Genomic DNA, 26,381 nt, shown 5'->3' on the forward strand with positions numbered 1-26,381 from the left:
TATGACTGTACCTATCGCAATCATCGGCACCGGCATCGCCGGGCTCTCAGCCGCTCAGGCCCTGACTGACGCAGGGCATGTCGTTCAACTTTTCGATAAAAGCCGCGGCAGTGGCGGACGCATGTCGAGCAAACGCAGCGATGCGGGTGCTCTGGACATGGGCGCGCAATATTTCACTGCCCGCGACCGGCGCTTCGTCACCGAGGTTCAGCGTTGGCAAGCCAACGGCTGGGTCGCTGAATGGACGCCACAGCTCTATACCTACCACGGTGGCCAGCTCAACCTGTCGCCGGACGAACAGACCCGCTGGGTCGGCACGCCGCGCATGAGCGCCATCACGAGAGGCCTGCTCGGCGATCTGCAAGTGCAGTTTGCTTGCCGGATCACCGAGGTCTATCGCGGTGAAGAGCACTGGCACTTGCAGGACGCCGAAGGCTTCACTCACGGTCCGTTCAGTCATGTGGTGATCGCCACGCCAGCGCCTCAAGCCACCGCATTGCTGGCTGCGGCATCGAAGCTGGCCGGGGCTGCCGCCGGGGTAAAGATGGACCCGACCTGGGCCGTCGCCCTGGCATTCGAAACGCCGCTGGAGACCCCCATGGAGGGCTGCTTCGTGCAGGACAGCCCACTCGACTGGCTGGCCCGCAATCGCAGCAAGCCGGGGCGTGACAACACCATGGATACGTGGGTACTGCATGCGACCAGCGCCTGGAGCCGCCAACACATCGACCTGTCCAAGGAAGCGGTGATCGAGCAGCTGCACGGTGCGTTCGCTGAGTTGCTGCACGATTCCATGCCTGCCCCGAGCTTCAGCCTCGCCCACCGCTGGCTCTATGCCCGCCCCGCCAGCAGCCACGAATGGGGCGCGCTCGCCGATGCCGACCTGGGCCTTTACGTATGCGGCGACTGGTGCCTGTCCGGGCGGGTTGAAGGCGCTTGGCTCAGTGGCCAGGAAGCCGCTCGCCGACTGCATGAGCACCTGCAGTGAACGGCATCAATCCCGATAAATTGCTGCTGTCGAAGTGGACAGCAGCCCATCCGCAACACCGCGAAAAACACTTTCTGGTGACCGAGGTATTCCGTGACGAGGAAGGCACGGTGCTGGAAGTCGAGTTGCAGGCAGTGCTGACCAAGCGCAGTGAACGCCTCGATTGGCGAACCCTCAAGAACAGCGACACCTGGCATTTGGGCTGGAAGTAGAACCGATGGAAGTGAGCTCGCTCCCACAGGGGTCGCCTGGGCGACGATAAAACCTATACAAAAAATTTGACTTGTACACCTTTGAATCTATGATGGAGATTATGTTGTACAGAGAACCAACTCTGTACAAGTTTAGATTCGAGGTGCTTCGATGCGCGACCAGCCAGCGACCCGACCAAAAATAGCTATCAGCGCCTGCCTGATGGGCGCCGAGGTTCGCTATAACGGCGGGCACAAGGAATCACGCCTGTGCAGTCGAACACTCGCTGATCATTTCGATTTTGTCCCGGTGTGCCCGGAAGTTGCCATCGGCCTCGGTATCCCCCGTGAACCGATTCGCCTGGTCGGCAACCCACTGCATCCCGAAGCGGTAGGCAGCGTTAACGCCGAGCTCAACGTTACCCGCCCACTCAAAGAATACGGCCAGACAATGGCGGGTCAGTTAAGCGACATTTGCGGCTACATCTTTATGCAAAAGTCCCCGTCGTGCGGCCTGGAAAGGGTCAAGGTCTATCAGGCCAACGGTGTACCAGTGGAGGGCGGCGGACGCGGTCTCTATGCCGAGGCATTCTGTGCACTGCACCCTGACCTGCCGGTAGAGGAAGACGGCCGCCTCAACGACCCGGTGCTGCGAGAAAACTTTCTGACTCGCGTGTTTGCCTACAGCGCCTGGCAACAATTACTGCAAAAAGGCCTGACCCGCCGCGACCTCACCGAGTTTCACTCGCGCTACAAATACCTGCTGATGGCGCATAACCCGGTGCAGTACAAAACCCTGGGCAATCTGCTGGGCAACATGGGTCAGACCGATCCTGAAGAACTCGGCCCACGCTACTTCCGCGAACTGATGGAGGCCTTGAAAAAATGCGCCACGCGGCGCACCCACACCAACGTCCTGCAACACATCAGCGGTTATCTCAAGCAAGTCACCAGCCCTGAAGACAAACAGGAAATGCAGCACGTCATCAGCCAGTACCGCCAAGGCATCGTGCCGCTGGTGGTGCCATTGACCCTGCTCAAGCACTACTTCCGCCAGTACCCGGATCCCTACATTGCGCAACAGGTTTACCTGCAACCGCATCCGGAAAACCTCAGCCTGCGAAACGCGATCTAATGAAATCCCCACTCGACACCAGCGCCAGCGAAGACCTCGGCGACGACTTTAAAAAAGCGTTGGACGAAGGCTGGCTGCCGATCCGTGAAGTGGCGCGCCAGACCGGTGTCAACGCCGTGACACTGCGCGCCTGGGAACGGCGCTACGGGCTGATCGTTCCGCAACGCACACCCAAGGGCCATCGGCTGTTCTCTGCCGAACACGTTCAACGCATCCAGACGATCCTCACCTGGCTCAATCGCGGCGTGGCCGTCAGCCAGGTCAAGCAGTTGCTGGACACGCCGCAAGCGTTTAGCGAACCCGTTGAAAACGACTGGCAGGTGTTGCGCCAGACGCTGCTGCACGCGGTGTCGCAACTGAACGAACGCACCCTGGATGACACCGTCAATCAAGCCATGGCGCTGTACCCACCGCGCACCTTGTGCGAACAACTGCTGATGCCATTGCTGGCAGAACTGGACCAACGCTGGCAGGGCCAGTTTGGTGCCCAGATGGAACGGGCATTCTTTTATTCGTGGTTACGCAGCAAATTCGGCGCACGCATCTACCATAACAATCGTCAGTTGCGCGCCGCGCCCCTGCTGTTGATCAATCACTCCGATGTACCACTGGAACCTCAGCTGTGGCTCACCGCCTGGCTGATCAGCAGCGCCGATTGCCCGGTGGAGGTATTCGACTGGCCTCTACCTGCCGGCGAGCTCGCAATGGCGGTTGATCACCTGCAAGCCCGAGGCGTACTGCTGTATTCCAGCAAAGCCATGAACCTTTCCCAGTTGCCAAAACTGTTGAATGGCGTCAGTTGCCCAAAAATGATTGCCGGACCAACGGTATGCATCCACCACGCCGAGTTGTCCGTAAGAACTTCCGGAATCGTTGATTTGTCCTTCGCGGAAGACCCGTTATCGGCGCATCAGGCCCTGGTTCTGCGTGGGCTAATTTAATGAATCGTGCGGACACAACCATGCAATTGATCTGGCTGCGCAGCGACTTGCGCCTACATGACAACACCGCCCTCTCGGCTGCCGCGGCTCGCGGCCCTACGGTGGCGGTATACCTGTTGAGCCCGCAGCAGTGGCTGGAACACGACGATGCGCCATGCAAAGTGGATTTCTGGCTGCGAAACTTGCGTGAACTGAATCGCGCACTGGGTGATCTGAACATCCCCTTGCTGATCCGCAACGCATCACACTGGGATGAAGCGCCGAAGGTGCTGCTCGAAATGTGTCAGCAGTTGAAGGTCGACGCCGTACACGTGAACGAAGAGTACGGTGTTCATGAAAGCCGTCGTGATGCGGCGGTGGCCCAAACGCTGAAGGCCAATGGCATCGACTTTCATAGCTACCTTGACCAATTGCTGTTCAAACCGGGCACCGTGCTCACCAGGACCGGCACTTACTTTCAGGTCTTCAGTCAGTTCCGCAAGGTCTGCTACGACAGATTGCGCGGGTCATTGCCGAGCCTGATCGCTGCGCCGGCTGTCCAGGCGCCACTGGCGATCAACAACGAAAACATTCCCTCAAGCGTCGACGGCTTCGAAACACCGAGTGAAAGCCTGCGCACACTCTGGCCCGCCGGTGAAGCCGAAGCCCGACGCCGCCTCGACACCTTCGCCGACGCTCAGATCGACTACTACAAAGACGAACGGGACTTCCCGGCCAAGCCCGGCACCAGCCAGCTCTCGGCCTATCTCGCCGCCGGGGTGATTTCCCCGCGCCAATGCCTGCACGCCGCCCTGCAAACCAATCAGGGCGAATTCGAAAGCGGCAAGGTCGGCGCTGTCACCTGGATCAACGAATTGCTGTGGCGCGAGTTCTACAAACATATTCTGGTGGGTTACCCGCGAGTCTCCCGCCATCGCGCCTTTCGCCCGGAAACCGAAGCCCTTGCCTGGCGCAACGCTCCAGAAGAACTGCTGGCGTGGCAAGAAGCGCGCACCGGTCTGCCGATCATCGACGCGGCCATGCGTCAATTGCTTGAGACCGGCTGGATGCACAACCGGCTGCGCATGGTGGTGGCGATGTTCCTGACCAAGAACCTGCTGATCGACTGGCGCGAAGGCGAGCGCTTTTTCATGCGGCACTTGATCGACGGCGATCTGGCGGCGAATAACGGTGGATGGCAGTGGAGCTCATCCACCGGCACCGATTCGGCGCCCTACTTCCGGATTTTCAACCCGCTGAGCCAATCGGAAAAATTCGACACCGAAGGCGTGTTCATCAAGCACTGGCTGCCAGAACTGGCCGGGCTCAATAAAAAGGAAGTTCACAATCCGGCCAACCTCGGCGGACTGTTCGGTGTGGCGGATTATCCATCGCCGATCGTCAATCTGAGCACGTCCCGACAACGAGCGCTGGCCGCGTTCAAGAGCCTGCCTTCGCGACAACAGGCCGGAGGACGCCATGAGTGATTTCCTGCGGCGTTTTGCCGAGCAGTTTGCGGCCTTGGACAAGGACAACCTGCACCACCTCAATCAGCTTTACACCCATGATGTGCAATTCACTGACCCGCTGCATGAAGTACAAGGCCTGGTGGCGTTGCGCAGCTACTTCACCGATCTCTATACCAATGTCAGTGACCTGCATTTCGAGTTTCACGGTTTCGACCACATCAGTGAAGGCGAAGGCTATCTGCGCTGGGTCATGAGTTACCGCCACCCGCGCCTGGCCAACGGCCAGTTGATACGAGTGGAAGGTTGCTCTCACCTGCTTTGGCGCGACAAGGTTTATCGGCATCGGGATTACTTCGATGCCGGGGCGTTGATTTACGAACATCTACCCGTATTGGGTCGGGCGATTGCCTGGCTAAAAAGGAGAATGGGATGAGTCTGGCAACTCCACGGCGCTACTGGTTGACCGGCGCCAGCAGCGGTATTGGCGCCTCGCTGGCCGAAGAAATACTCAAGACCGGCGCTCACGTGGCCGTCAGTGCACGCTCGACAGCCGTGTTGAAGGTCTTGTCCTTGCGCTATCCCGGACAAGTGCTGGTGGTGCCGGGTGACCTGACCAACAGCCAGCAGGTGCGTGAAATCGGTGAGCAGATTGCGCAAGTCTGGGGCTCGCTGGACACCGTTATTCTCAACGCGGGCACCTGCGAATACATCGACGTCCAGCAATTTGACTCATCGATTGTCGAACACGTGGTGCGCACCAATCTGCTCGCCAGCGCCTATTGCATCGAGGCGGCGTTACCATTGCTGCGCAAAGGCACCGCGCCGCACCTGGTGGCCGTCGCGAGCTCCGTTACGTACTTGCCGCTGCCGCGTGCCGAAGCCTATGGTGCGTCGAAGGCCGGGCTGCGCTACCTGTTTGAATCGCTGCGCATTGATCTCGCGCCGGAAGGCATCGAAGTCACTATTGTCAGCCCAGGCTTCGTCGAGACACCGCTGACGGCCAAGAATGACTTCCCGATGCCGCTCAGTTGGCCGGTGGGTAAAGCGGCCCGGCACATCTTCGCCAAACTCAAGAACCGGCCATTGGAGATCGCGTTTCCCGGCCTGTTCATGGCGGCACTGTGGCCTCTGTCGAAAATGCCCAACGCGGTGAAACTGGCCATCGGCAAACGCATGGTGCGCAGCCCTGCGCCGATCCAGGATCGCCCATGAACATCGCCATCATCGGCAGCGGCATCTCGGGACTGACCTGCGCCTACCTGCTGAATCGCCGGCATGAGATCACCCTGTTCGAGGCTGGCAACCGGGCGGGCGGTCATACCCACACGGTCGACGTGTCGGTCGATGGCCAGCGCTATGCGGTCGACACCGGTTTCATTGTCTTCAACAACCGGACCTACCCGAATTTCATCCGCCTGCTGGGCCAACTCGGGGTGGGTTTCAAACCGACTGAAATGAGTTTCTCGGTGACGGACCCGGATACCGGTCTTGAGTACAACGGCAACAATCTGAACAGCCTGTTCGCCCAACGCCGCAACCTGTTGTCGCCCGGATTCTGGGGCATGTTGCGCGACATTCTGCGCTTCAATAAAGAAGCCCAGCGCGACCTGGCGCAAGGGCGCATCGCCGCCGACACCACGCTGGATGATTACTTGAAGGCCGGACACTACGGCGAGCGCTTTATCCTGCATTACATCGTGCCCATGGGGGCGGCGATCTGGTCAATGTCCATGGCGGACATGCTCGGTTTCCCATTGCAGTTTTTTGTGCGGTTTTTCAAGAATCACGGGCTGTTGTCCGTCAACAATCGCCCGCAATGGTGCGTGATTGAAGGCGGTTCCAATGCCTACGTCGGACCGCTGACCGCCTCATTTCGCGAGAAGATTCGTCTCAACTGCCCCGTGACGCGCGTCGAGCGTGATGACGCAGGTGTGGTTATTCACAGCGTTGCTGGCAGCGAACGCTTCGATAAAGTCGTGTTTGCCTGCCACAGCGATCAGGCGTTGAAACTGTTGGCCAGGCCGAGCGATGCGGAACGGTCGATCCTCGGTGCCCTGCCCTACGCCGATAATGAAGTGGTGCTGCACACTGATACGCGCTTGTTGCCCGTGGGCAAACGGGCCTGGGCCAGCTGGAATTATCGCCTAGGGGGCGCCAGTCACACACTGGCCGCCGTCACCTACGACATGAACATCCTCCAAGGTTTGCAGAGCGATACCACGTTTTGCGTCAGCCTCAACCAGAGCGCCGGCATCAGCCCTGACAAAGTGCTCGGCACATTCACCTACGCCCATCCGCAATACAGCCTGGCAGCCGTCGCCGCGCAAGGTCGTTGGGATGAACTGGATGGCACACAACACAGCCATTTTTGCGGCGCTTATTGGGCCAACGGTTTCCATGAAGACGGTGTGGTCAGCGCCTTGCGAGTCGCCCGCTCCTTTGGAGAAGTGCTGTGAACAGCGCCCTCTACAGCGGCTGGATTGCCCACCGGCGGTTTGCCCCAAGGCACCACGCCTTCCGCTATCGGATCGGCCTGCTGTACCTGGACCTCGACGAGCAGGACGCCGTGCTCGGCTTGTCGCCCCTGTCCGGCACCAGCCGCTTTGCACCCTACTCGTTTCGCGAAACGGATTACCTGAAAACCTTTACCGGCAAGGGCATGCGCCTGATTGATGCGGTTCGCCAGCAAGTCAGCGAAGTCATCGGCCATGCCCCGCAAGGGTCGATATGCCTGCTGACACAGGTGCGCAGTTGGGGTCTGTCGTTCAATCCGGTGAGTTTCTTCTATTGCCATGAAGCCGATGGGCAATTGGCTGCGATTGTTTGCGAAGTCACTAACACGCCGTGGCGAGAACGTTTTCTCTATGTGTTGCCAGCGAAGTCGCCTGAGAACCGGTTCGATTTCCATCAGCATTTCGTGGTGACCAAGGCATTTGATGTATCGCCATTTTTACCGCGGGATCTCGAGTATCGGATGAGTTTCAGCCCTGTCGCCAACACGCTCGGCGTGCACATGGCGGACTGGCAGGGTGAACTGAAACTCTTCGACGCCACCCTGAACCTGCATCGCGAAACGCTAAACCGCAGCAGCCTGCACCGTTACCTGCGGCAGTTTCCCTGGATGACCGCGAAAACCTGCCTGGCGATTTACTGGCAGGCGCTGCGCCTTTTGCTTAAACGCACCCCGGTGTTTGCTCATCGGGTTGCCGTTGGTAGCGTTCAAACCGCCATACCCCCCTCCAAGGATCGCCGTCATGAAATCCTCTAGCCTCTTGGGCAAAGTCAATTTGTCCGGCCCCCACAGCTTGACCGGAGCGTTGCTGCGCCGCGGCGTGCTACGGCAACTTGCAGCGCTTAAACACGGGCAACTGGTGGTCATCGAGGACGGCGAACGGCATGTCTTCGGCACGGCCGGCAGTCATCTGATCGGGGAAATTCACATCCTCGACGCCGCGGCATGGGGATGGGTGGCGAGCAACGGTTCCATTGGCGCGGGTGAAGCGTTCATCCACGGTTATTGGAGTTCGCCGGACCTGACCGCCGTGGTGCGCGTCTTCGTCAGCAACCTCGACGTGCTGGATGCGCTGGAAGGTGGCCTGGCAAAACTCGGCCGGCCTTTCGTTCAAGGACTGCACTGGCTCAATCGCAACACCCGCAAGGGCTCGCAGAAAAACATCGCCGCCCATTACGACCTGGGCAATGACCTGTTCGAGCAGTTTCTCGATCCGACCATGATGTATTCCGCTGCGCAATTCCTTAGCCCCGAAGACAGCCTCGAACAGGCGCAGTTGAACAAACTCGAAAGGATCTGCCAGAAACTGGCCTTGCAACCCAACGATCACCTGCTGGAAATCGGCACCGGCTGGGGCAGCATGGCGCTTTACGCCGCGCAGCATTACGGCTGCAAGGTCACCACCACCACGCTCTCGAAAGAGCAGTTCGCGTTTACCGCCCAACGAATCGAAACCCTTGGCCTGCAAGGCCAGGTCACACTGTTGCTCAAGGATTACCGCGACCTCACCGGTCAGTACGACAAACTGGTGTCGATCGAGATGATCGAAGCAGTCGGTCACCGCTTTCTGCCGACTTACTTCAAGCAATGCGCGCACTTGCTCAAAAGCAACGGCTTGATGCTGCTGCAGGCCATCACCATTCGCGAGCAACGCTACGAACAGGCCAAGGGCAACGTCGACTTCATCCAGCGCTACATCTTCCCCGGCGGTGCCCTGCCCTGCGTGCAGAAAATGCTCGAGATCGTCAGTCGCGACACCGACATGAACCTGCTGCACATGGAGGATTTCGGTTTGCACTATGCGCGAACCCTGCGCCTGTGGCATGACAATTTTCGACGTGCCCAGGGCCGTTTGAGCGAGTTGGGCTACGACGATTATTTCCTGCGGCTTTGGGAGTTTTACCTGTGCTACTGCGAAGGCGGCTTTTTGGAGCGCACCATCGGCACGGCACAATTGCTGTTGGCCAAACCGTCTGCGATCACCGCGCCGCTGCTGGGCCGTTTCGATGCCTGAACGCGTGGCTAATGCAGTATTGTTTCAGCTCGGCTGGTTTGCCTGCGTGGTCGGCGGCAGCAGCCTGTGGTTGCTGGTGCCACTGGCAGTGCTGGTGATTCATCTGCTGTGGATAAGTCGCTGGACCGATGAAGGTCGATTGATTCTCAGCGTTGTGCTGCTGGGCACCACTGTCGACAGTTCATTGCGCTGGCTGGGCGTATTCGATTTCAACGACGTCGCGCCATTGATTCCGTTGTGGCTGATGCTGTTGTGGGCACTGCTGGCAACGACGTTGCGTCATAGCCTGGCGTGGACCGCCAACCCCTGGTGGCTCGGTAGCATGCTCGGCGCCGTCGGCGGGCCATTGTCGTATTACGCAGGCGGACAATTGGCGGACGTGCAGTTTCCTTATGGACAATGGCCGACCTTGATTGGCATCGGGCTGCTTTGGGCAGCCCTGTTTCCTGCACTTCACTTCATGGCGCAGCGACTCACGTCAGACACCCGCCACTGAGCGTCCGTCTGGCCTTTCACACAGCAGCGGCCCACTGCCTTACACTGCGCACCATGAAAACCATTCCCCACACGCAAATCGCCGAGCCGGCTGTCACGTGCTCGACCTGCGCGGCTTGCTGCTGTCAGCTCGAAGTGATGCTGATCACCGACACGGGCGTGCCTGAACGTTTTATCGATACGGATGATTGGGGCGGGGAAGTCATGCTGCGTCTGGACGACGGCTGGTGTGCGGCGCTGGATCGCAACAGCATGATGTGCACCATCTACGAAAAGCGCCCGCTGATCTGCCGGGAATTCGAGATGGGCGCACCGGAATGCATCGAAGAACGCCAGGGGATCAGCACGGCGTATCGGTAACCTGAAAAGGCGTTGCACCTTCTGACGCCATCGCGGGCAAGCCATGCTTCCACAGGAGATTGCGTCACCTGTGGGAGTGTGGCTTGCTCCCGATGCTTTTGAAGTTACAACGGCATTGTGTAGTGCAGCGAGTAGCTTTCTACGCCGTCGTTGTGACTGGCCATGCCCGCATTGGAATAATGCGTCGCTCGAATCCCGACTTCGTGCCCGCCGGTGAAACGCAGGCCAGCGCCGAAACGGTCTTCGAACTGGAAAGCCTGGCCAATGTTGTTGTCTTCGACTTCAGTGTGGGAGAACACCGCCACACCAATCCCCGCCTCGAGGTAAGGTTTGATCGACTGCCCGGCAAATTCGTAAACGAACACCGGCGAGAACGACAGGCTGTTGTTGCTGGAGCTCTTGTCACCTTCCCAATAGGTATAGGCGCCACTCCAGTAACCGGTCAGGCGACCCACGTCGCTTTGCCACCAGCTCTGATCCCAGTCGAATTGCATGCCCAGTCGATAGGTCATGGTTGATTCGGTGGTCTGACCGACCCCGAACTCCACGCCTGCCGCCTGTGCGGTAAAACTTTGCCCCATCAAAGCGGCCGCAATCGCGGCCAAGCAGAATAGTCGCTTCACTAGAAACATCCTTTTCCGAACGATTTCGTATGGTTTTTTTGTTACTCAACGCTATAGAAGTCGACGCTTAATCAGAAGTTCACCCCAATTACCCGCACTGCCCCAACTTTTTAGTTAACGCTCGAAGCTTCTCACAACGCCGGCCGTATTCCACAGTATCGGCAAGATATTTCTGAAATGAACCGGATCGGCACTCGTCCAGAACTCGGCAGCACGCGCCGGCCCGTCAGCGAGCAGTTCACGCTCGGCCAACAGACGCTGAAGTTGTCTCGCAACAGCCGCCCCCGTGTCGATCAGGCTGATGTCATCGGGGATCATCTGCTTTAGCAAAGGCTTCAGGAAGGGATAATGCGTGCAGCCCAAAATCAAGGTGTCGCACCCGGCGCCGAGCAACGGCTCGACATACCTGGCCAACAACTGGCGCAATGCCTCGCTGTGCAGATCACCGTTTTCAATCAGTTCTACCAGGCCGGGACACGGTTGAGTGATGACGCGCACATCGGTGGCGAAACGGTCGAGCAACGCGGCGAATTTGGCACTCTGCAAGGTGCCGGTGGTGGCGAGCACGCCAACCACGCCACTGCGGGTCGCGGCGGCGGCGGGCTTGACCGCCGGCTCCATGCCGACAATCGGCCACTGCGGATAATCGCGACGCAAGTCAGCGACGCCAGCGACGGTCGCGGTGTTGCACGCCAGCACCAGGGCTTTGGCGCCCTGCTGCTGGAAAAAATCGGCCATGACGCTGCAGCGCTGGCGGATGAATTCCGGGGTTTTCTCGCCGTAGGGAATGTTCCCGCAGTCGGCGACGTACAGCAGTGACTCGTTAGGCAGCAACCGCTGGATCTCGGCCAGCACCGAGAGCCCACCGACGCCGGAGTCGAACACGCCAATCGGCGCTTCACGCATGTGTCGAACCACAGACGCTGCAACCCGGATCACGCTTGACCCGTAATTCACGGAAGCGCGAGCCCAGCGCATCGATCAGCAACAGACGCCCCACCAGCGGTTCACCGAAACCGACCAACAGTTTCAGGGCTTCCAGTGCCTGAAGGCTTCCGACCAGTCCCACCAACGGACCGACGACGCCGGCTTCACTGCACGTCAGTTCGGCTTCGCTGCCATGCCCGTATAAGCAGTGGTAGCACGGACTTTCCGGACGGCGCGGGTCGAACACCGACAACTGCCCTTCGAGACGAATCGCCGCGCCGCTGACCAGCGGTTTGCAGGCAGCGACGCAGGCAGCATTGACCGCTTCGCGGGTGGAGAAATTGTCGGAGCAGTCCAGCACCAGATCCACCGCGGCTACCGCTGCCGCGAGGGAATCTTCGTCCAGCGCGGTGCGGTGGGCGATCAATTGAATCTCGGGATTGATGGCGGTCAAACGGCGAATCGCCGAGTCAACCTTGCTCAGGCCGACGCTATCGGTGTCGTGAATAATCTGGCGCTGCAGGTTGGTCAGGTCGACCGTGTCGAAGTCGGCGAGGTGCAACTCACCCACACCCGCCGCGGCCAGGTACAGCGCAACCGGTGAGCCGAGACCACCGAGGCCGACAATCAACACGCGGCTTTCTTTCAGTCGCAACTGACCGTCGATGTCGACGTGTTGCAGCAGAATCTGCCGACTGTAGCGCAACAATTCCTGATCATTCAGCACGGCAGGCGTCCCAGGCTGATACGTTCGTGCCCACCCAGATCTATTCGGCTGTGGACGTTTTCAAAGCCGCGGGTCAGCAGCAAGTCGCGCACGGCACTGGCTTGATCGTAGCCGTGTTCGAGCATCAGCCAGCCACCCGCGTCCAGATAATCCGGCGCCTGGGCGACGATCAAGCGCAGATCGTCGAGCCCGTCGACACCGGCCACCAAGGCACTGGCCGGTTCGAAGCGCACATCGCCCTCCACCAGATGCGGATCGGAAGACGGGATGTAAGGCGGGTTGCTGATGATCAGTTGGAAACGCTGGCCAGCCAGGGCGCTGAACCAATGACTGCTCAGCACCGTGGCGTTATTGAGGTGCAGGCGTTGACGGTTGCGCTCGGCCAGGGCCACAGCTTCCAGCACGCGATCCACCGCCGTGACCTTCCAGCCCGGACGTTCGCTGGCCAAGGCCAGGGCGATGGCGCCGCTGCCGGTGCCGAGATCGAGGACCTTGGCCGGGGTCGCCGGCAACAGCTCAAGCGCGGCTTCCACCAGCAATTCCGTGTCAGGACGCGGGATCAGCGTGTGCGGTGCCACTTCCAGGTCCAGCTTCCAGAACCCTTGCTGCCCCAGAATGTAAGCCACCGGCTCACCGCCACGACGACGCTGCAGGTAACTGGCAAACGTCAGCGCCGCTTCACTGGGAACAATGCGCTCCGGCCAGGTGTGGAGAAAACTGCGCGGCTTGCCCAACGCGGCAGCCAGCAACAACTCGGCATCCAGACGCGCAGTCGGCGAGTCGGGCAAGTCGGCGGCGCGCAACAAACTGGCAATGATCGTCATTTACTCACCTATCGCCGCCAATTGATCAGCCTGGTACTCGGCCAGCAACGGCTCGATCACCGCATCGACCCCGCCGGCGAGAATTTCGTCGAGCGAGTACAGCGTCAGGTTGACCCGGTGGTCGGTGACCCGGCCCTGGGCGAAGTTGTAGGTACGAATCCGCTCCGAACGATCACCGGAACCGACCAGTAACTTACGCTCGCTGGCGATGGCATTGGCCGCGGCGCTGGTCTGCTGATCGTTGAGTTTGGCCGACAGCCAGGACATCGCCCGGGCGCGGTTCTTGTGCTGGGAACGTTCTTCCTGGCACTCCACGACAATGCCGGATGGCAAGTGCGTGATGCGGATGGCCGAGTCGGTCTTGTTGACGTGCTGACCACCGGCACCGGAGGAGCGATAGGTATCGACCCGCAGGTCCGCCGGGTTGATTTCGATCGCTTCCTGCTCGTCCGGCTCAGGCAACACCGCCACGGTGCAGGCCGAGGTGTGGATTCGGCCCTGGGACTCGGTGGCCGGCACCCGTTGCACGCGATGCGCGCCGGATTCGAATTTCAGTTTGCCGTAAACGTTGTCGCCTTCGACCCGGGCAATGACTTCTTTATAGCCACCGTGTTCGCCCTCGTTCTCGGAGAGGATTTCCACCCGCCAGCCGCGACGCTCGGCGTAACGCGAATACATGCGGAACAGGTCGCCGGAGAAAATTGCGGCCTCGTCGCCGCCGGTGCCGGCACGAATTTCGAGGAACACGTTGCGCCCGTCGTTCGGGTCTTTGGGCAGCAGCATGCGTTGCAGGCTGGCTTCGAGTTCGATCAGTTGCTCCTTGGCTTCGCGGACTTCTTCCACGGCCATTTCACGCATGTCCGGGTCGCTGTCCTTGAGCAGTGCCTGGGCGCCTTCGAGGTCGCCTTGCACTTTGAGCAACTGCTTATAGGTCCCGACGATGGGCTCGACCTCCGCGTATTCCTTGGAGTAGGTGCGGAATTTGTTCTGATCGGAAATGACTTCGCCATCGCCAAGCAAGGCGGTCAATTCCTCGAAACGGTCCTGGAGGATGTCCAGCTTATTGAGCAGTGACGCTTTCATTGCGGTTTTTTATCCGAAAAGCTATCCGATGAGCCCTCATTCAGGGCAAAGAGCTCTTGAGCCATGGCCAGCGCATCGAGGCGGCCTTCGGCAGAGAGCTTTTTCAATTGCACGCTGGGCGCATGCAACAGTTTGTTGGTCAGGCCGCGCGCCAGTTGCACCAGCACGTCTTCGGCGCTGGTGCCGTTGGCCAGCTGACGCTGGGCCTTCTGTAATTCTTCGTCACGCATGCGCTCGCTTTGCTGACGATAGGCCTTGAGCACATCCACCGCCGCCAGTTCGCGCAGGCGCACCATGAAATCTTCGGCGCCGACCGAGACCATCTCTTCCGCCGCCTGGGCTGCGCCCTGACGACTTTTGAGGTTCTCGGCGACCACTTCGTGCAGATCGTCGACGCTGTACAGGTAAACGTCGTCGAGTTCGCCGACTTCCGGCTCGATATCGCGCGGGACGGCGATGTCCACCATGAAGATCGGCTTGTGCTTGCGCAGCTTCAGCGCACTTTCCACCGCGCCTTTGCCAAGGATCGGCAACTGGCTGGCAGTGGAGCTGATGACGATGTCGCTGCGCACCAGTTCGGCCGGGATGTCCGAGAGCAACACAGCGTGAGCCCCGAACTGCTCAGCCAGAATACTCGCCCGTTCCAGGGTGCGGTTGGCGACGACGATGCGCTTCACACCCAATTCATGCAAATGACGGGCGACCAGGGTGATGGTTTCACCGGCCCCAATCAACAGGGCCTGGCTGCGTTGCAGGTCGCTGAAAATCTGTTTGGCCAGGCTGACCGCGGCAAACGCCACGGACACCGGGTTTTCGCCGATGGCGGTGTCGGTGCGCACCTGCTTGGCCGCGTTGAACGTCGCCTGAAACAAACGCCCGAGCAATGGACCGATGGTGCCGGCCTCACGCGCCACGGCGTAAGCGGATTTCATCTGGCCGAGGATCTGCGGTTCGCCCAACACCAGCGAATCGAGCCCGGAGGCGACCCGCATCATGTGACGAACTGCCGCATCATCTTCGTGCACATAACTGCTCGCACGCAGCTCTTCGAGGCTCAAATGGTGATAATCGGCCAGCCAGCGCAACACGATGTCCGCCGAAAGGTGATCCTGTTCTATATAGAGCTCACTGCGATTGCAGGTGGAGAGGATCGCAGCTTCGCGGCTGTCGGTGAGGCGGCAGAGCTGCTGCAAGGCCTCCACCAGCTGCTCAGGGGTAAAGGCCACGCGCTCGCGGACGTCTACTGACGCAGTCTTGTGGTTGATACCGAGTGCAAGGAAGGCCATTCAAGGTCGCTGATGGTGACGTGAAGCCGGCAATTGTCCTACTTCGCCACAGACAGAACAACTACCGCTGACTATTGTCCCAATGTCCTGCCTCTATAAAGGCCTCGATTGAGACTCGGTTATGTTTGGCCGAAGGCTTGTGTCATGATGATCCGACCGCAGGTTAGTCGTCCTCTTCCTATATGAATAGATCTTCCGCGTTGCTCCTCGCTTTTGTCTTCCTCAGCGGCTGCCAGGCCTTGGCACCCTCGTCGCCGGACGGTACGTCGCCGGTTGAAGACAGCACTCCGGCCCCTGAAAAGCCCAAGGTTTACAGCTCATTCAGCGAAGAAACCATCTTCAGCCTGTTGAGTGCCGAACTGGCTGGCCAACGCAATCGTTTCGACATTGCGCTGGACAACTACGTGACCCAGGCCATCAACACCCAGGATCCGGGCATCTCCGAGCGGGCATTTCGCATTGCCGAGTACCTGGGCGCCGATCAGGCCGCCCTGGACACCGCGCTGATCTGGGCAAAAAACGCCCCGAACGACCTCGAAGCGCAACGCGCAGCGGCCGTGCAACTGGCTCGCGCCGGTCGTTATGACGACTCCATGGTCTACATGGAAAAAGTCCTGCAAGGCAAAGGCGACACGCATTTCGACTTCCTTGCCCTGTCCGCCGCCGATACCGATCAGGACACGCGCAACGGTTTGATGAAAAGTTTCGACCGCTTGTTGCAGCGCCATCCGAAAAACAGCCAGCTGATTTTTGGCAAGGCCCTGTTGATGCAACAGGACGGCGACGCCAAAGGTGCGCTGACCCTGCTGGAAGACAATCCGCCAGACGAAGGCGAAATCGCCCCGATCCTGTTGCGCGCGCGCCTGCTGCAAGTGCTCAACCGTGGCGACGAAGCCTTGCCGCTGCTGCAAAAAAGCATCAAGAAGTACCCGGACGACAAGCGCCTGCGCCTGACTTACGCGCGGATGCTGGTTGAGCAGGACCGCATAACAGACGCCAAAGCCGAGTTTGCCAGCCTGGTTCAGCAATACCCGGAAGACGACGAGCTGCGCTACTCGCTGGCACTGGTCTGCCTGGAAGCCAAGGACTGGGACGAGGCCAAGAGCCTGCTTGAAGACCTGATCGCCCGTGAAAGCCACGTTGACTCGGCTCACCTGAACCTCGGCCGCATCGCCGAAGAGCGCAACGATCCTCAAGGTGCGCTGATCGAGTACGCCAAAGTCGGGCCGGGTAACGACTACCTGCCGGCCCAACTGCGTCAGACCGACATTCTGATCAACAACGGCAAGACCGCCGAAGCCCAACGCCGCTTGGCCGCCGAGCGCGACGAGCAGCCGGATTACGCGATTCAGCTGTACCTGATCGAAGCCGAAACCCTGTCCGCCAACAATCAGGGCGACAAGGCCTGGGCTGTCCTGGACAAAGCCTTGCAGCAGTACCCGGACGATCTGAACCTGCTGTACACCCGCGCCATGCAAGCGGAAAAACGCAACGACCTGGCGCAGATGGAAAAAGACCTGCGCCTGATCATCAAGCGCGACCCGGACAACGCCATGGCACTCAACGCGCTTGGCTACACGCTATCTGACCGCACCACGCGCTATGTCGAAGCCAAGGCTTTGATCGAACAGGCTCACCAGATCAATCCGGAAGACCCGGCGGTACTCGACAGCCTCGGCTGGGTGAACTTCCGCCTGGGTAACCTCGATGAAGCCGAGCGCTATCTGCGCCAGGCACTGGAGCGCTTCCCCGACCAGGAAGTGGCCGCCCACTTGGGTGAAGTGCTGTGGGCCAATGGCAAACAGCGCGAAGCCAAACAAGTCTGGGGCAAATTCCTCAAGGAACAACCTGACAGCCCCACCCTGCGCGGCACCATCAAGCGCCTGACCGGATCAGAGACTCTTTAAGATTATGTTTTTGCGCCACTTCATTGTTTTCAGTTTTATCGCCCTGCTCGCCGGTTGCGCGGGCTTCGGCGCTCGCGAATCCGTCGAAGGCCACGGCAACCCGGCCCAATGGCGTGAACACAAGCAGCAATTGACCGCCCTCGACGGCTGGCAGATCAACGGCAAGATCGGCATCCGCGCGCCCAAGGATTCGGGCAGCGGCACGTTGTTCTGGCTGCAACGTCAGGATTACTACGATATCCGCCTGTCCGGCCCGCTGGGTCGCGGCGCCGCACGCCTGACCGGCCGACCTGGCAAGGTTTCGCTGGAAGTGGCCAATCAGGGACGCTTTGACGCACCGAACCCGGAAATCCTGCTCGAAGAGCAACTGGGCTGGAAATTGCCAGTATCGAATCTGGCCTGGTGGGTCCGCGGGCTCCCGGCGCCAGACAGCAAAAGCAAGCTGAACCTGGATGCCGACAGCCGCCTGGCCAGCCTCGAACAAGACGGCTGGCAGGTCGAATACACCAGTTACACGCAACAAAACGGTTTCTGGCTGCCTGAAAAGATCAAGCTGCACGGCACCGACCTTGATGTCACGCTGGTGATCAAGGAATGGCAACCACGCAAGCTGGGGCAGTGAACATGACCGCTCCCCGCTTGACGCTGCCCTCGCCGGCCAAACTCAATCTGATGCTGCACATCCTCGGTCGCCGTGAAGACGGCTACCACGAGTTGCAGACGATTTTTCAGTTCCTCGATTACGGCGATGAAATCACCTTCGCCGTGCGTGACGACGGCGTGATCCAGTTGCACACCGAATTCGACGGCGTTCCGCACGACAGCAATCTGATCGTCAAGGCTGCGAAGCAACTGCAGGCGCAATCCGGTTGCGCACTCGGCATTGATATCTGGATCGAAAAAATCCTGCCCATGGGCGGCGGCATCGGCGGCGGCAGCTCCAATGCCGCGACCACATTGCTGGGTCTGAATCATCTCTGGCAATTGGGCTGGGACGAGGATCGACTGGCCGCGCTGGGCCTGAAGCTGGGCGCTGACGTTCCGGTTTTCGTGCGTGGCCACGCCGCTTTTGCCGAAGGCGTAGGGGAGAAACTGACCCCCGTAACCCCCGAAGAACCGTGGTATGTCGTGCTGGTACCGCAAGTATCTGTAAGTACAGCAGAAATTTTTTCCGATCCGCTGTTGACACGTAACTCTCCTCCCATTAAAGTGCGCCCCGTTCCCAAGGGAAACAGTCGTAATGACTGCTTGCCAGTAGTAGCAAGGCGTTATCCAGAGGTACGTAACGCATTGAATTTGTTAGGTAAATTTACCGAAGCAAAACTCACTGGCACTGGAAGTTGTGTGTTTGGGGGCTTCCCAAGCAAAGCTGAAGCTGATAAAGTCTCGGCCCTTCTTACAGAGACCCTTACAGGGTTTGTAGCAAAAGGAAGCAACGTTTCGATGTTGCATCGCAAGCTGCAAAGTCTGCTCTAAAAGAACCGATTACTGGGTAATCGTTGCAACAGATACAGGGGCGTCGCCAAGCGGTAAGGCAGCAGGTTTTGATCCTGCCATGCGTTGGTTCGAATCCAGCCGCCCCTGCCATTTTCCTATACTCATCCAGGTTACCCTCAGCCTTCAGGTACTGCGCGTGTCCAAGATGATGGTCTTTACGGGGAACGCCAACCCCGATCTGGCTCGACGTGTCGTACGTCAGCTGCATATCCCTCTCGGTGACATCTCTGTCGGTAAATTTTCCGACGGCGAAATTACAGCCGAGATCAATGAAAACGTCCGCGGTAAAGATGTCTTCATTATTCAGCCGACTTGCGCTCCGACCAACGATAACCTGATGGAACTGGTAGTGATGGCTGATGCCTTCCGCCGCTCCTCAGCTACTCGTATCACTGCTGTTATTCCTTACTTTGGTTATGCCCGTCAGGATCGCCGTCCGCGTTCCGCACGTGTGGCTATCAGCGCGAAAGTCGTTGCTGACATGCTTACCGTAGTCGGCATCGACCGTGTTCTCACGGTTGATCTGCATGCTGACCAAATCCAGGGTTTCTTCGATATTCCGGTAGATAACATCTACGGCTCCCCTGTATTGGTGGATGACATTGAAGATCAGCGCTTCGAAAACCTGATGATCGTGTCCCCGGACATTGGTGGCGTCGTGCGTGCACGTGCTGTTGCCAAATCCCTGGGCGTGGATCTCGGGATCATCGACAAACGCCGTGAGAAAGCCAATCACTCTGAAGTGATGCATATCATCGGTGATGTCGAAGGGCGTACCTGTATTCTGGTCGATGACATGGTCGATACCGCCGGCACTCTGTGCCACGCGGCAAAGGCCTTGAAAGAGCATGGCGCTGCCAAGGTTTTCGCCTACTGCACACACCCTGTGCTGTCCGGTCGGGCGATCGAAAACATCGAAAATTCCATGCTGGATGAACTGGTGGTGACTAACACCATCCCGTTGTCCGCAGCTGCACAAGCCTGCTCGCGTATCCGTCAACTGGATATCGCGCCGGTAGTTGCCGAGGCGGTCCGCCGCATCAGCAATGAAGAATCGATCAGCGCGATGTTCCGCTAAGGGCCCTGCCCTTCTCGAATGTCTCGTTGACGAAAAGCGCCCCGCCCCGGCATTCCTGTCGGGGCGGGGCTTTTTTGCCCATATCGCCTTTAGCGCTGGTCGCAAACGCTGGGGCGAATGTGGTTATTTTGGAGATACAACATGAACGATTTTACTCTGAATGCTGAAGTGCGTTCCGACCTGGGGAAAGGTGCGAGCCGCCGCCTGCGTCGTCTCGCAAGCCTGGTACCAGCTGTAGTTTACGGTGGCGAAAAAGCCCCTGAATCCATCAGCATGCTGGCTAAAGAAGTTGCCAAACTGCTCGAAAACGAAGCGGCTTACAGCCACATCATCGAGCTGAACGTTGGCGGCACCAAGCAAAATGTAATCATCAAAGCACTGCAGCGTCACCCGGCTAAAGGCCACGTGCTGCACGCTGACTTCGTACGCGTAGTCGCTGGCCAGAAACTGACCGCTATCGTGCCTGTACACTTTGTTGGTGAAGAAGCTCCGATCAAGAAAGGCGGCGAAGTTTCGCACGTTGTTTCCGAAATCGAAGTGACCTGCCTGCCAAAAGACCTGCCTGAATTCATCGAAGTTGACCTGGCTAACGCCGAAGTCGGCTCGATCATTCACTTGTCCGACCTCAAAGCCCCTAAAGGCGTTGAGTTTGTTGCTCTGGCACACGGTGATGACAAGGCTGTTGCCAACGTCCACGCCCCACGTGTTGCTCCAGAAGCTACTGAAGAAGGCGCAGCAGAGTAATTCACTCTGTGAAGCCGGAGTGATCTAGTAACATCGCGGACTGGAACGTAGCGAGAGAGCGGGCGAGAACGCGAAGTTTACTGAATGGTAAATGAGCAATTTTCGTCCACTTTCGCCGCACACACTGATTGCGGCGATGTTATCCACCACTCCAAGGAAGGGCCCCTATCGTGACTGCCATTAAACTGATCGTTGGCCTGGGAAATCCAGGCGCTGAATACGAACAGACCCGGCATAACGCAGGGGCCCTTTTTGTTGAGCGTATCGCGAACGCACAAGGGGTCAACCTTGTCGCCGATCGCAAATATTTTGGCCTGACCGGGCGCTTTTCGCATCAGGGTCAGGATGTTCGTCTGCTGATTCCCACCACGTACATGAACCGTAGCGGCCAGGCCGTAGCAGCTCTGGCAGGCTTCTTCCGCATCAAGCCTGAAGAAATCCTCGTGGCGCACGACGAACTCGATCTGCCTCCGGGCGTTGCCAAGCTCAAGCAGGGCGGCGGCCATGGCGGTCACAACGGGTTGCGCGACATCATTGCGCAACTGGGCAACCAGAATACCTTTCACCGCTTGCGGCTTGGCATTGGCCACCCGGGCGTTGCCAGTATGGTTTCAAATTTCGTCCTGGGTCGTGCGCCACGCGCCGAACAGGAAAAACTCGATGCCAGCATCGACTTTGCCCTCGGCGTGCTGCCGGATATCCTCGCCGGTGAATGGAACCGCGCGATGAAAAACCTGCACAGCCAGAAGGCCTGACTCACTCCTCGGGGAAAACACCATGGGATTCAATTGCGGCATCGTCGGCCTGCCTAACGTCGGTAAGTCCACCCTATTCAACGCCCTGACCAAATCCGGGATCGCGGCCGAGAACTTCCCCTTCTGCACCATCGAGCCGAACACCGGTATCGTGCCGATGCCGGATCCACGTCTGGAAGCCCTGGCGGCCATCGTCAATCCAAAGCGCATCCTGCCGACCACCATGGAATTCGTCGACATCGCAGGCCTCGTTGCCGGCGCGTCGAAAGGTGAAGGCCTGGGCAACAAGTTCCTCGCCAACATCCGTGAAACCGATGCCATCGCCCACGTGGTCCGCTGCTTCGAAGACGAGAACGTGATTCACGTCTCCAACAGCGTCGACCCGAAACGCGACATCGAGATCATCGACCTGGAACTGATTTTCGCCGACCTCGACAGCTGCGAAAAGCAACTGCAGAAAGTCGCCCGTAACGCCAAGGGTGGCGACAAGGACGCCGTGGTCCAGAAAGGCCTGCTGGAGCAACTGATCGCTCACTTCACCCTCGGCAAGCCTGCGCGCACCCTGATGAAGAACATGGGCGCCGACGACAAGGCAGTGATTCGTGGCTTCCACCTGCTGACCACGAAGCCGGTCATGTACATCGCCAACGTCGCTGAAGACGGTTTCGAGAACAACCCGCTGCTGGACATCGTCAAGGCCATCGCCGACGAAGAAGGCGCCATGGTGGTTCCGGTCTGCAACAAGATCGAAGCCGAAATCGCCGAACTGGAAGACGGCGAAGAGAAAGACATGTTCCTCGAAGCCCTGGGCCTGGAAGAGCCTGGCCTGAACCGCGTGATCCGCGCTGGCTACGAGATGCTGCACCTGCAGACCTACTTCACCGCCGGTGTCGAAGAAGTCCGCGCCTGGACCGTCCGCGTCGGTGCCACCGCACCACAAGCCGCTGGCGTGATCCACACCGACTTCGAAAAAGGCTTCATCCGCGCCGAAGTCATCGCGTACGACGACTTCATCCAGTACAAGGGCGAAGCCGGCACCAAAGAAGCCGGCAAATGGCGTCTGGAAGGCAAGGATTACATCGTTAAAGACGGCGACGTAATGCACTTCCGCTTCAACGTCTAAGTTATTTGACGAGACACCGCCCAAGAAAAAGCCGCGTTTGATACGCGGCTTTTTTGTACCTGAAATAAATCCCTCGCCACACCAACAATCCAGTGCAGGAGTGTGTGGGATCAGGCCTTTTTGGTTCTTGGCAGGAAGATCGCCAACACACCCAACAACGGCAGGAACGAGCACAGGAAGTACACGTATTCAATGCCGTGCACATCCGCCAGATGCCCCAGCAACGCCGCACCAATCCCGCCGAAACCAAACATCAAGCCGAAGAACACCCCGGCAATCATCCCGACATTGCCCGGCACCAATTCCTGCGCGTACACCACAATCGCAGAAAACGCCGAAGCCAGGATGAAGCCGATAATCACGCTCAGGACGCTGGTCCAGAACAGGTCGACATGCGGCAGCAGCAACGTGAACGGAGCCACGCCGAGAATCGAGAACCAGATCACCGCCTTACGCCCGATCTTGTCGCCGATCGGCCCACCGAAGAACGTCCCCGCCGCGACCGCCCCCAGAAACAGGAACAGGTGCAGCTGCGAGCTGGCCACCGACAGGTCGAACTTCTCGATCAGGTAGAACGTGAAATAACTGGTGAGGCTGGACATGTAGAAGTACTTGGAGAACACCAGCATCCCGAGCACCACCAGCGCACTGATCACCCTGCCCTTCGACAAACCGTGAGTCGCCGCCTGGCCTTGCTTGAGTTTGAACAGGTTCAAGTGATTGGCGTACCAGCGGCTGATCCGGTAGAGCACGAACAGCGCGAACACAGCGAAGAGCCCGAACCAGGCCACATTGCCCTGACCGTACGGGATGATGATCGCGGCCGCGAGCAACGGACCGAACGCCGACCCGGCATTGCCGCCGACCTGAAAGGTCGATTGCGCCAGGCCAAATCGCCCGCCCGAGGCCAGTCGCGCCACTCGAGAGGCCTCCGGGTGAAAGGTCGACGAACCGATACCGATCAGCCCCGCCGCCAACAGAATCAACGGAAAGGTGCCAACCATCGACATCATCACAATGCCGATCAGCGTACACACCGTCCCGGCGGGAAGCAGCCAGGGTTTTGGATGTCTGTCAGTGTAGTAACCGACCCACGGCTGCAACAGCGAAGCGGTCAGTTGAAAGGTCAGCGTGATCAGGCCGACCTGGGTAAAGGTCAGGCCATAGTTGGCCTTGAGCATCGGATAAATCGACGGCAGCACCGATTGGATCAGGTCGTTGATCAGGTGCGCCAGCGCCACCGCGCCGATGATGCGCATGACCAACGGGCTGCTTTGTGGAGTCGCGGGTGCCGACGTCGCGCCGGTCTGAGCGTTGCTGATAGCCATGAGAATTTCCGTACAGCGGATGGGTGCACGCAGGCAGGTGCGTCAATGTGCCATTTTTCGGTGCAAGAGCGCCATCCCCTTAGCCAGCTAACGAACTAATCTTTCATCGCCCGACAGGTGATAGCGCAACGCCATGGTCTGAATCTTGCCTTGTTTAACACCTTCAACGCGGGCCTCTTACAAAGGGGACCGAGAATGGGAAGTTTCGCTACAGAGTCGGCCTACAGAGCTGGCGAGGGTGAACTTTCGAGGCCTTTTAAAAGGGCACGAGTCGCGGCCGCATCGGCCTCGACGCACGCCGATGGTGCGTGGTGTCCAGAGGAGTCATGGGGCATGTCGTTTTTATCACCGGGGATCGGTTTGCTGGGGCGTTTTGGCTTCGCACGCAAATTTCAGCTGTTGTTTCTGCTGTTTATCCTGCCGCTGGCCGGCAGCCTGTTGATGATCGGTCAGGATTATCGCGCCAAACTCAGCCTCATCTCCGGCGAACGTGCCGGGGTCAGGCAGTTGCTCGCTCTGGATGCTCTGGATAACCTGCTCGCCGCCCAGCGTGATCGCGCGGCTCGCTGGCGTGCCACGGAAACCAATCGCCAGCCGACGCCAGCGACCCTCGCTGCGATGGGTGCATTTGATGCGGTGCAGCCTGCCGTCGCGCAAGCCACCTCAGACCTCGGCAATGCGCTGAAAGTCGAAGGCGCCGAGGGCGAAACGCTGACCCGTTATCAAGCCCTGCAAGCCGCCCTCAATGGCCTGGACTCGAAAAGCCTCAGCGGCGTTGGCTGGTGGCCGGACGGTTACGACCGTTTCACCAATGCCTTGAGCGCCTTGCAAGCCCTGCGCGAACAGATCGCCATGGACAATCGACTGACACTGGCGCCCTGGCTGGAAACCTATTTGCTGACGCAGATTTCCACCCAGCACGCGCCAGACCTGATTGAACGCGTCGGTCGCCTGGCCGCCGTCGGCCAAGCGTCCGTGGTATCGGGCCAGTTCACCCTGCAAAGTCGCCTGCAATTGCGTGACTTGCGCAGCCGTATCGGCGATGCCCGGGAGCAACTGGTAAAAACCGCCACGCTCCTGGAAGCGCGCCTGCCCAGTGCGTTGCAAAGTTGGGCCGGGCAATACCATGACAACCTCAAACACCTCGACGCGAGCCTGAAGGTGCTGGATGACGGCGTGTTCGGCGGCAGCATCAGCCTCAAGCCGGAAGAATTCGAACGCAACCTCGACGCCCTGCTCACCGACCTTGCCGCCCTGCGTCAGCAATCGTTGATGTCGCTGGATCAGCGCCTGGATTACTACCACGACTCGGCGATTCGCCAGTTCATTTTGGTGGCGTCGATCTTTGGCTGCCTGCTGCTGGCCGCACTGTACCTGTTCGTCTGTCTGCAAGCCTCGATCCGGCGCAGCGCCAGTGGTATCACGCTGTTGGCCGAAGCCCTGCGTGACGGCAATCTGAGCCTGCAAGCCCCCGTGCAGGGCCGTGACGAACTGGCGGCCATCAGCACCGCCCTGAACGTTGCCGTGGTGCAACTGCGTAACAGCTTGCAAGGGGTCGATCACGAAACCTTGCAAGTGAGCAACGCGGTGCGCACGCTCAACCATCACTCCAGCGGCGCCCTCGGCGAAGTCGAAGCGCAACAATTGCAAATCAGCCAGATCGCCGCGGCGGCCACGCAACTGGCGGCGACCTCTCAAGGGGTCGCCCAGAGTTGCGAACAGGCCTCAGGCAGCGCTCAGCACACCCAGCGCATTGCCGCCGACAGCAGCCGAGACAGTCAGCGCACCACGGCGAGCATTCAGCAGCTCAATCAGCGCTTGAACGACACTGCCGCGGCGCTAGGTCGGGTCAGTGAGCAAGGGCAACAGATTCAGCTGGTGGTCGACACTATTCGCGGAGTCGCCGAGCAAACCAACCTGTTGGCGCTCAACGCGGCTATCGAAGCGGCTCGGGCGGGTGAACAAGGTCGCGGTTTTGCCGTGGTGGCCGATGAAGTCCGCAGCCTGTCGCAACGCACCCAGTCCTCCACCGCGCAAATTGCCGGCACGGTCGACAGCCTGCGCAACACCGTGAACGAAGCGGTCAGCCTGATGGAAGCGGCCTGTAGCCAGGCGCAAAGTGACGCGCAATCGGTCACCGGCCTGGGCGAACGCCTGGGGGAAATTGCCCTCGCGGTGCAAGGCGTGACCGACACCCTGGCGCACATCGCGACCGCCGTGGAAGAACAGGCCAGCACCGCCGATGAAGTCAGCGGCAACATTCAGCAAGTCGATCAGGCGGCGGTCAGGTTGCTGGAAGGCGCACGGGCGGTGAACCTGGCGGCCGACACCTTGAGCCAGGGCAGCAAGGCCCTGAGCGCGAATACCGGGAGATTTCAGCTCAGTTGACGCCCTC

General features: G+C 59.4%; 27 protein-coding genes and 1 tRNA gene. 21 read left to right on the forward strand and 7 right to left on the reverse strand.

Features of this window, described 5'->3' with window-relative positions:
• Nucleotide 1: 1 nt before the first annotated feature.
• From SB725_RS28830 to SB725_RS28885, 12 genes are all read left to right on the forward strand, one after another.
• The gene (locus tag SB725_RS28830; protein WP_027925968.1) at nucleotides 2-988 is read left to right on the forward strand and encodes an NAD(P)/FAD-dependent oxidoreductase; all 987 of its coding nucleotides are present in this window, start codon (nucleotides 2-4) and stop codon (nucleotides 986-988) included.
• Nucleotides 985-1,200, forward strand: coding sequence for a TIGR02450 family Trp-rich protein (locus SB725_RS28835; RefSeq protein WP_059182167.1), 216 nt, complete (start codon nucleotides 985-987; stop codon nucleotides 1,198-1,200). The genes SB725_RS28830 and SB725_RS28835 overlap by 4 nt, the downstream gene beginning before the upstream one ends.
• A gap of 151 nt (nucleotides 1,201-1,351) precedes the next feature.
• A complete protein-coding gene (locus SB725_RS28840) occupies nucleotides 1,352-2,314 on the forward strand; it encodes a YbgA family protein (RefSeq protein WP_059182166.1) in 963 nt (320 codons plus the stop codon).
• Nucleotides 2,314-3,255, forward strand: coding sequence for a MerR family transcriptional regulator (locus tag SB725_RS28845; RefSeq protein ID WP_027925965.1), 942 nt, complete (start codon nucleotides 2,314-2,316; stop codon nucleotides 3,253-3,255). The genes SB725_RS28840 and SB725_RS28845 overlap by 1 nt, the downstream gene beginning before the upstream one ends.
• Nucleotides 3,256-3,275: 20 nt before the next feature.
• The gene (gene phrB / locus SB725_RS28850; RefSeq protein WP_059182165.1) at nucleotides 3,276-4,721 is read left to right on the forward strand and encodes a deoxyribodipyrimidine photo-lyase; all 1,446 of its coding nucleotides are present in this window, start codon (nucleotides 3,276-3,278) and stop codon (nucleotides 4,719-4,721) included.
• Nucleotides 4,714-5,136, forward strand: coding sequence for a nuclear transport factor 2 family protein (locus SB725_RS28855; RefSeq protein WP_027925963.1), 423 nt, complete (start codon nucleotides 4,714-4,716; stop codon nucleotides 5,134-5,136). Before phrB ends, SB725_RS28855 begins: the two co-directional genes overlap by 8 nt.
• Nucleotides 5,133-5,915: an SDR family NAD(P)-dependent oxidoreductase gene (locus SB725_RS28860; protein ID WP_027925962.1), complete on the forward strand. Its 783-nt coding sequence runs from the start codon at nucleotides 5,133-5,135 to the stop codon at nucleotides 5,913-5,915. Before SB725_RS28855 ends, SB725_RS28860 begins: the two co-directional genes overlap by 4 nt.
• A complete protein-coding gene (locus tag SB725_RS28865) occupies nucleotides 5,912-7,159 on the forward strand; it encodes an NAD(P)/FAD-dependent oxidoreductase (RefSeq protein ID WP_410922928.1) in 1,248 nt (415 codons plus the stop codon). Before SB725_RS28860 ends, SB725_RS28865 begins: the two co-directional genes overlap by 4 nt.
• Nucleotides 7,156-7,971, forward strand: coding sequence for a DUF1365 domain-containing protein (locus SB725_RS28870; RefSeq protein ID WP_410922929.1), 816 nt, complete (start codon nucleotides 7,156-7,158; stop codon nucleotides 7,969-7,971). The genes SB725_RS28865 and SB725_RS28870 overlap by 4 nt, the downstream gene beginning before the upstream one ends.
• Complete coding sequence (locus tag SB725_RS28875; RefSeq protein WP_027925959.1) at nucleotides 7,958-9,229, forward strand: SAM-dependent methyltransferase; 1,272 nt, start codon at nucleotides 7,958-7,960, stop codon at nucleotides 9,227-9,229. Before SB725_RS28870 ends, SB725_RS28875 begins: the two co-directional genes overlap by 14 nt.
• Nucleotides 9,222-9,725, forward strand: coding sequence for a DUF2878 domain-containing protein (locus SB725_RS28880; RefSeq protein WP_027925958.1), 504 nt, complete (start codon nucleotides 9,222-9,224; stop codon nucleotides 9,723-9,725). Before SB725_RS28875 ends, SB725_RS28880 begins: the two co-directional genes overlap by 8 nt.
• A gap of 53 nt (nucleotides 9,726-9,778) precedes the next feature.
• Nucleotides 9,779-10,084 (forward strand): YkgJ family cysteine cluster protein, encoded by a 306-nt coding sequence (locus SB725_RS28885; RefSeq protein WP_007942663.1) that lies wholly within the window; start codon nucleotides 9,779-9,781, stop codon nucleotides 10,082-10,084.
• Between the two features lie 104 nt (nucleotides 10,085-10,188).
• Here the strand turns inward: SB725_RS28885 and SB725_RS28890 are convergent, their stop codons facing one another.
• From SB725_RS28890 to hemA, 6 genes are all read right to left on the reverse strand, one after another.
• Nucleotides 10,189-10,707, reverse strand: coding sequence for an acyloxyacyl hydrolase (locus SB725_RS28890; protein ID WP_027925957.1), 519 nt, complete (start codon nucleotides 10,705-10,707; stop codon nucleotides 10,189-10,191).
• A 114-nt stretch (nucleotides 10,708-10,821) separates the two neighbouring features.
• Complete coding sequence (gene murI / locus SB725_RS28895) at nucleotides 10,822-11,613, reverse strand: glutamate racemase (protein WP_027925956.1); 792 nt, start codon at nucleotides 11,611-11,613, stop codon at nucleotides 10,822-10,824.
• Nucleotides 11,606-12,361: a molybdopterin-synthase adenylyltransferase MoeB gene (locus tag SB725_RS28900; RefSeq protein WP_027925955.1), complete on the reverse strand. Its 756-nt coding sequence runs from the start codon at nucleotides 12,359-12,361 to the stop codon at nucleotides 11,606-11,608. The genes murI and SB725_RS28900 overlap by 8 nt, the downstream gene beginning before the upstream one ends.
• Entirely contained in the window at nucleotides 12,355-13,185 is an 831-nt protein-coding gene (prmC, locus tag SB725_RS28905) for a peptide chain release factor N(5)-glutamine methyltransferase (RefSeq protein ID WP_027925954.1), read from the reverse strand. Before prmC ends, SB725_RS28900 begins: the two co-directional genes overlap by 7 nt.
• Complete coding sequence (gene prfA / locus SB725_RS28910; protein WP_027925953.1) at nucleotides 13,186-14,268, reverse strand: peptide chain release factor 1; 1,083 nt, start codon at nucleotides 14,266-14,268, stop codon at nucleotides 13,186-13,188.
• Nucleotides 14,265-15,554: a glutamyl-tRNA reductase gene (hemA, locus tag SB725_RS28915; RefSeq protein WP_027925952.1), complete on the reverse strand. Its 1,290-nt coding sequence runs from the start codon at nucleotides 15,552-15,554 to the stop codon at nucleotides 14,265-14,267. The genes prfA and hemA overlap by 4 nt, the downstream gene beginning before the upstream one ends.
• 182 nt (nucleotides 15,555-15,736) lie before the next feature.
• On the opposite strand from hemA, the gene SB725_RS28920 reads away from it, so the two are divergent.
• From SB725_RS28920 to ychF, 8 genes are all read left to right on the forward strand, one after another.
• Nucleotides 15,737-17,461 carry a tetratricopeptide repeat protein gene (locus tag SB725_RS28920; protein ID WP_027925951.1) on the forward strand — a complete coding sequence of 575 codons (1,725 nt, stop codon included), beginning with the start codon at nucleotides 15,737-15,739 and terminating at the stop codon, nucleotides 17,459-17,461.
• A 4-nt stretch (nucleotides 17,462-17,465) separates the two neighbouring features.
• Entirely contained in the window at nucleotides 17,466-18,083 is a 618-nt protein-coding gene (lolB, locus tag SB725_RS28925) for a lipoprotein insertase outer membrane protein LolB (RefSeq protein ID WP_027925950.1), read from the forward strand.
• Nucleotides 18,084-18,085: 2 nt separating this feature from the next.
• Entirely contained in the window at nucleotides 18,086-18,937 is an 852-nt protein-coding gene (gene ispE, locus SB725_RS28930) for a 4-(cytidine 5'-diphospho)-2-C-methyl-D-erythritol kinase (protein ID WP_027925949.1), read from the forward strand.
• Between the two features lie 36 nt (nucleotides 18,938-18,973).
• Nucleotides 18,974-19,048, forward strand: a tRNA-Gln gene (locus tag SB725_RS28935).
• Between the two features lie 46 nt (nucleotides 19,049-19,094).
• Nucleotides 19,095-20,036: a ribose-phosphate pyrophosphokinase gene (locus tag SB725_RS28940; RefSeq protein ID WP_003208392.1), complete on the forward strand. Its 942-nt coding sequence runs from the start codon at nucleotides 19,095-19,097 to the stop codon at nucleotides 20,034-20,036.
• Between the two features lie 141 nt (nucleotides 20,037-20,177).
• Nucleotides 20,178-20,780 (forward strand): 50S ribosomal protein L25/general stress protein Ctc, encoded by a 603-nt coding sequence (locus SB725_RS28945; RefSeq protein ID WP_027925948.1) that lies wholly within the window; start codon nucleotides 20,178-20,180, stop codon nucleotides 20,778-20,780.
• 170 nt (nucleotides 20,781-20,950) lie between these two features.
• Entirely contained in the window at nucleotides 20,951-21,535 is a 585-nt protein-coding gene (pth, locus tag SB725_RS28950) for an aminoacyl-tRNA hydrolase (RefSeq protein ID WP_056853278.1), read from the forward strand.
• A gap of 22 nt (nucleotides 21,536-21,557) precedes the next feature.
• Entirely contained in the window at nucleotides 21,558-22,658 is a 1,101-nt protein-coding gene (ychF, locus tag SB725_RS28955; RefSeq protein WP_027925946.1) for a redox-regulated ATPase YchF, read from the forward strand.
• Between the two features lie 110 nt (nucleotides 22,659-22,768).
• On the opposite strand, the gene SB725_RS28960 is transcribed toward ychF, so the two are convergent.
• Nucleotides 22,769-23,986: an MFS transporter gene (locus tag SB725_RS28960; RefSeq protein WP_027925945.1), complete on the reverse strand. Its 1,218-nt coding sequence runs from the start codon at nucleotides 23,984-23,986 to the stop codon at nucleotides 22,769-22,771.
• 333 nt (nucleotides 23,987-24,319) lie between these two features.
• On the opposite strand from SB725_RS28960, the gene SB725_RS28965 reads away from it, so the two are divergent.
• Nucleotides 24,320-26,374 carry a methyl-accepting chemotaxis protein gene (locus tag SB725_RS28965; RefSeq protein ID WP_059182161.1) on the forward strand — a complete coding sequence of 685 codons (2,055 nt, stop codon included), beginning with the start codon at nucleotides 24,320-24,322 and terminating at the stop codon, nucleotides 26,372-26,374.
• Nucleotides 26,375-26,381 lie beyond the last annotated feature (7 nt).

It is taken from the genome of Pseudomonas sp. SIMBA_041, assembly GCF_046535095.1.
Taxonomy (GTDB): Bacteria; Pseudomonadota; Gammaproteobacteria; order Pseudomonadales; family Pseudomonadaceae; genus Aquipseudomonas; species Aquipseudomonas mucoides.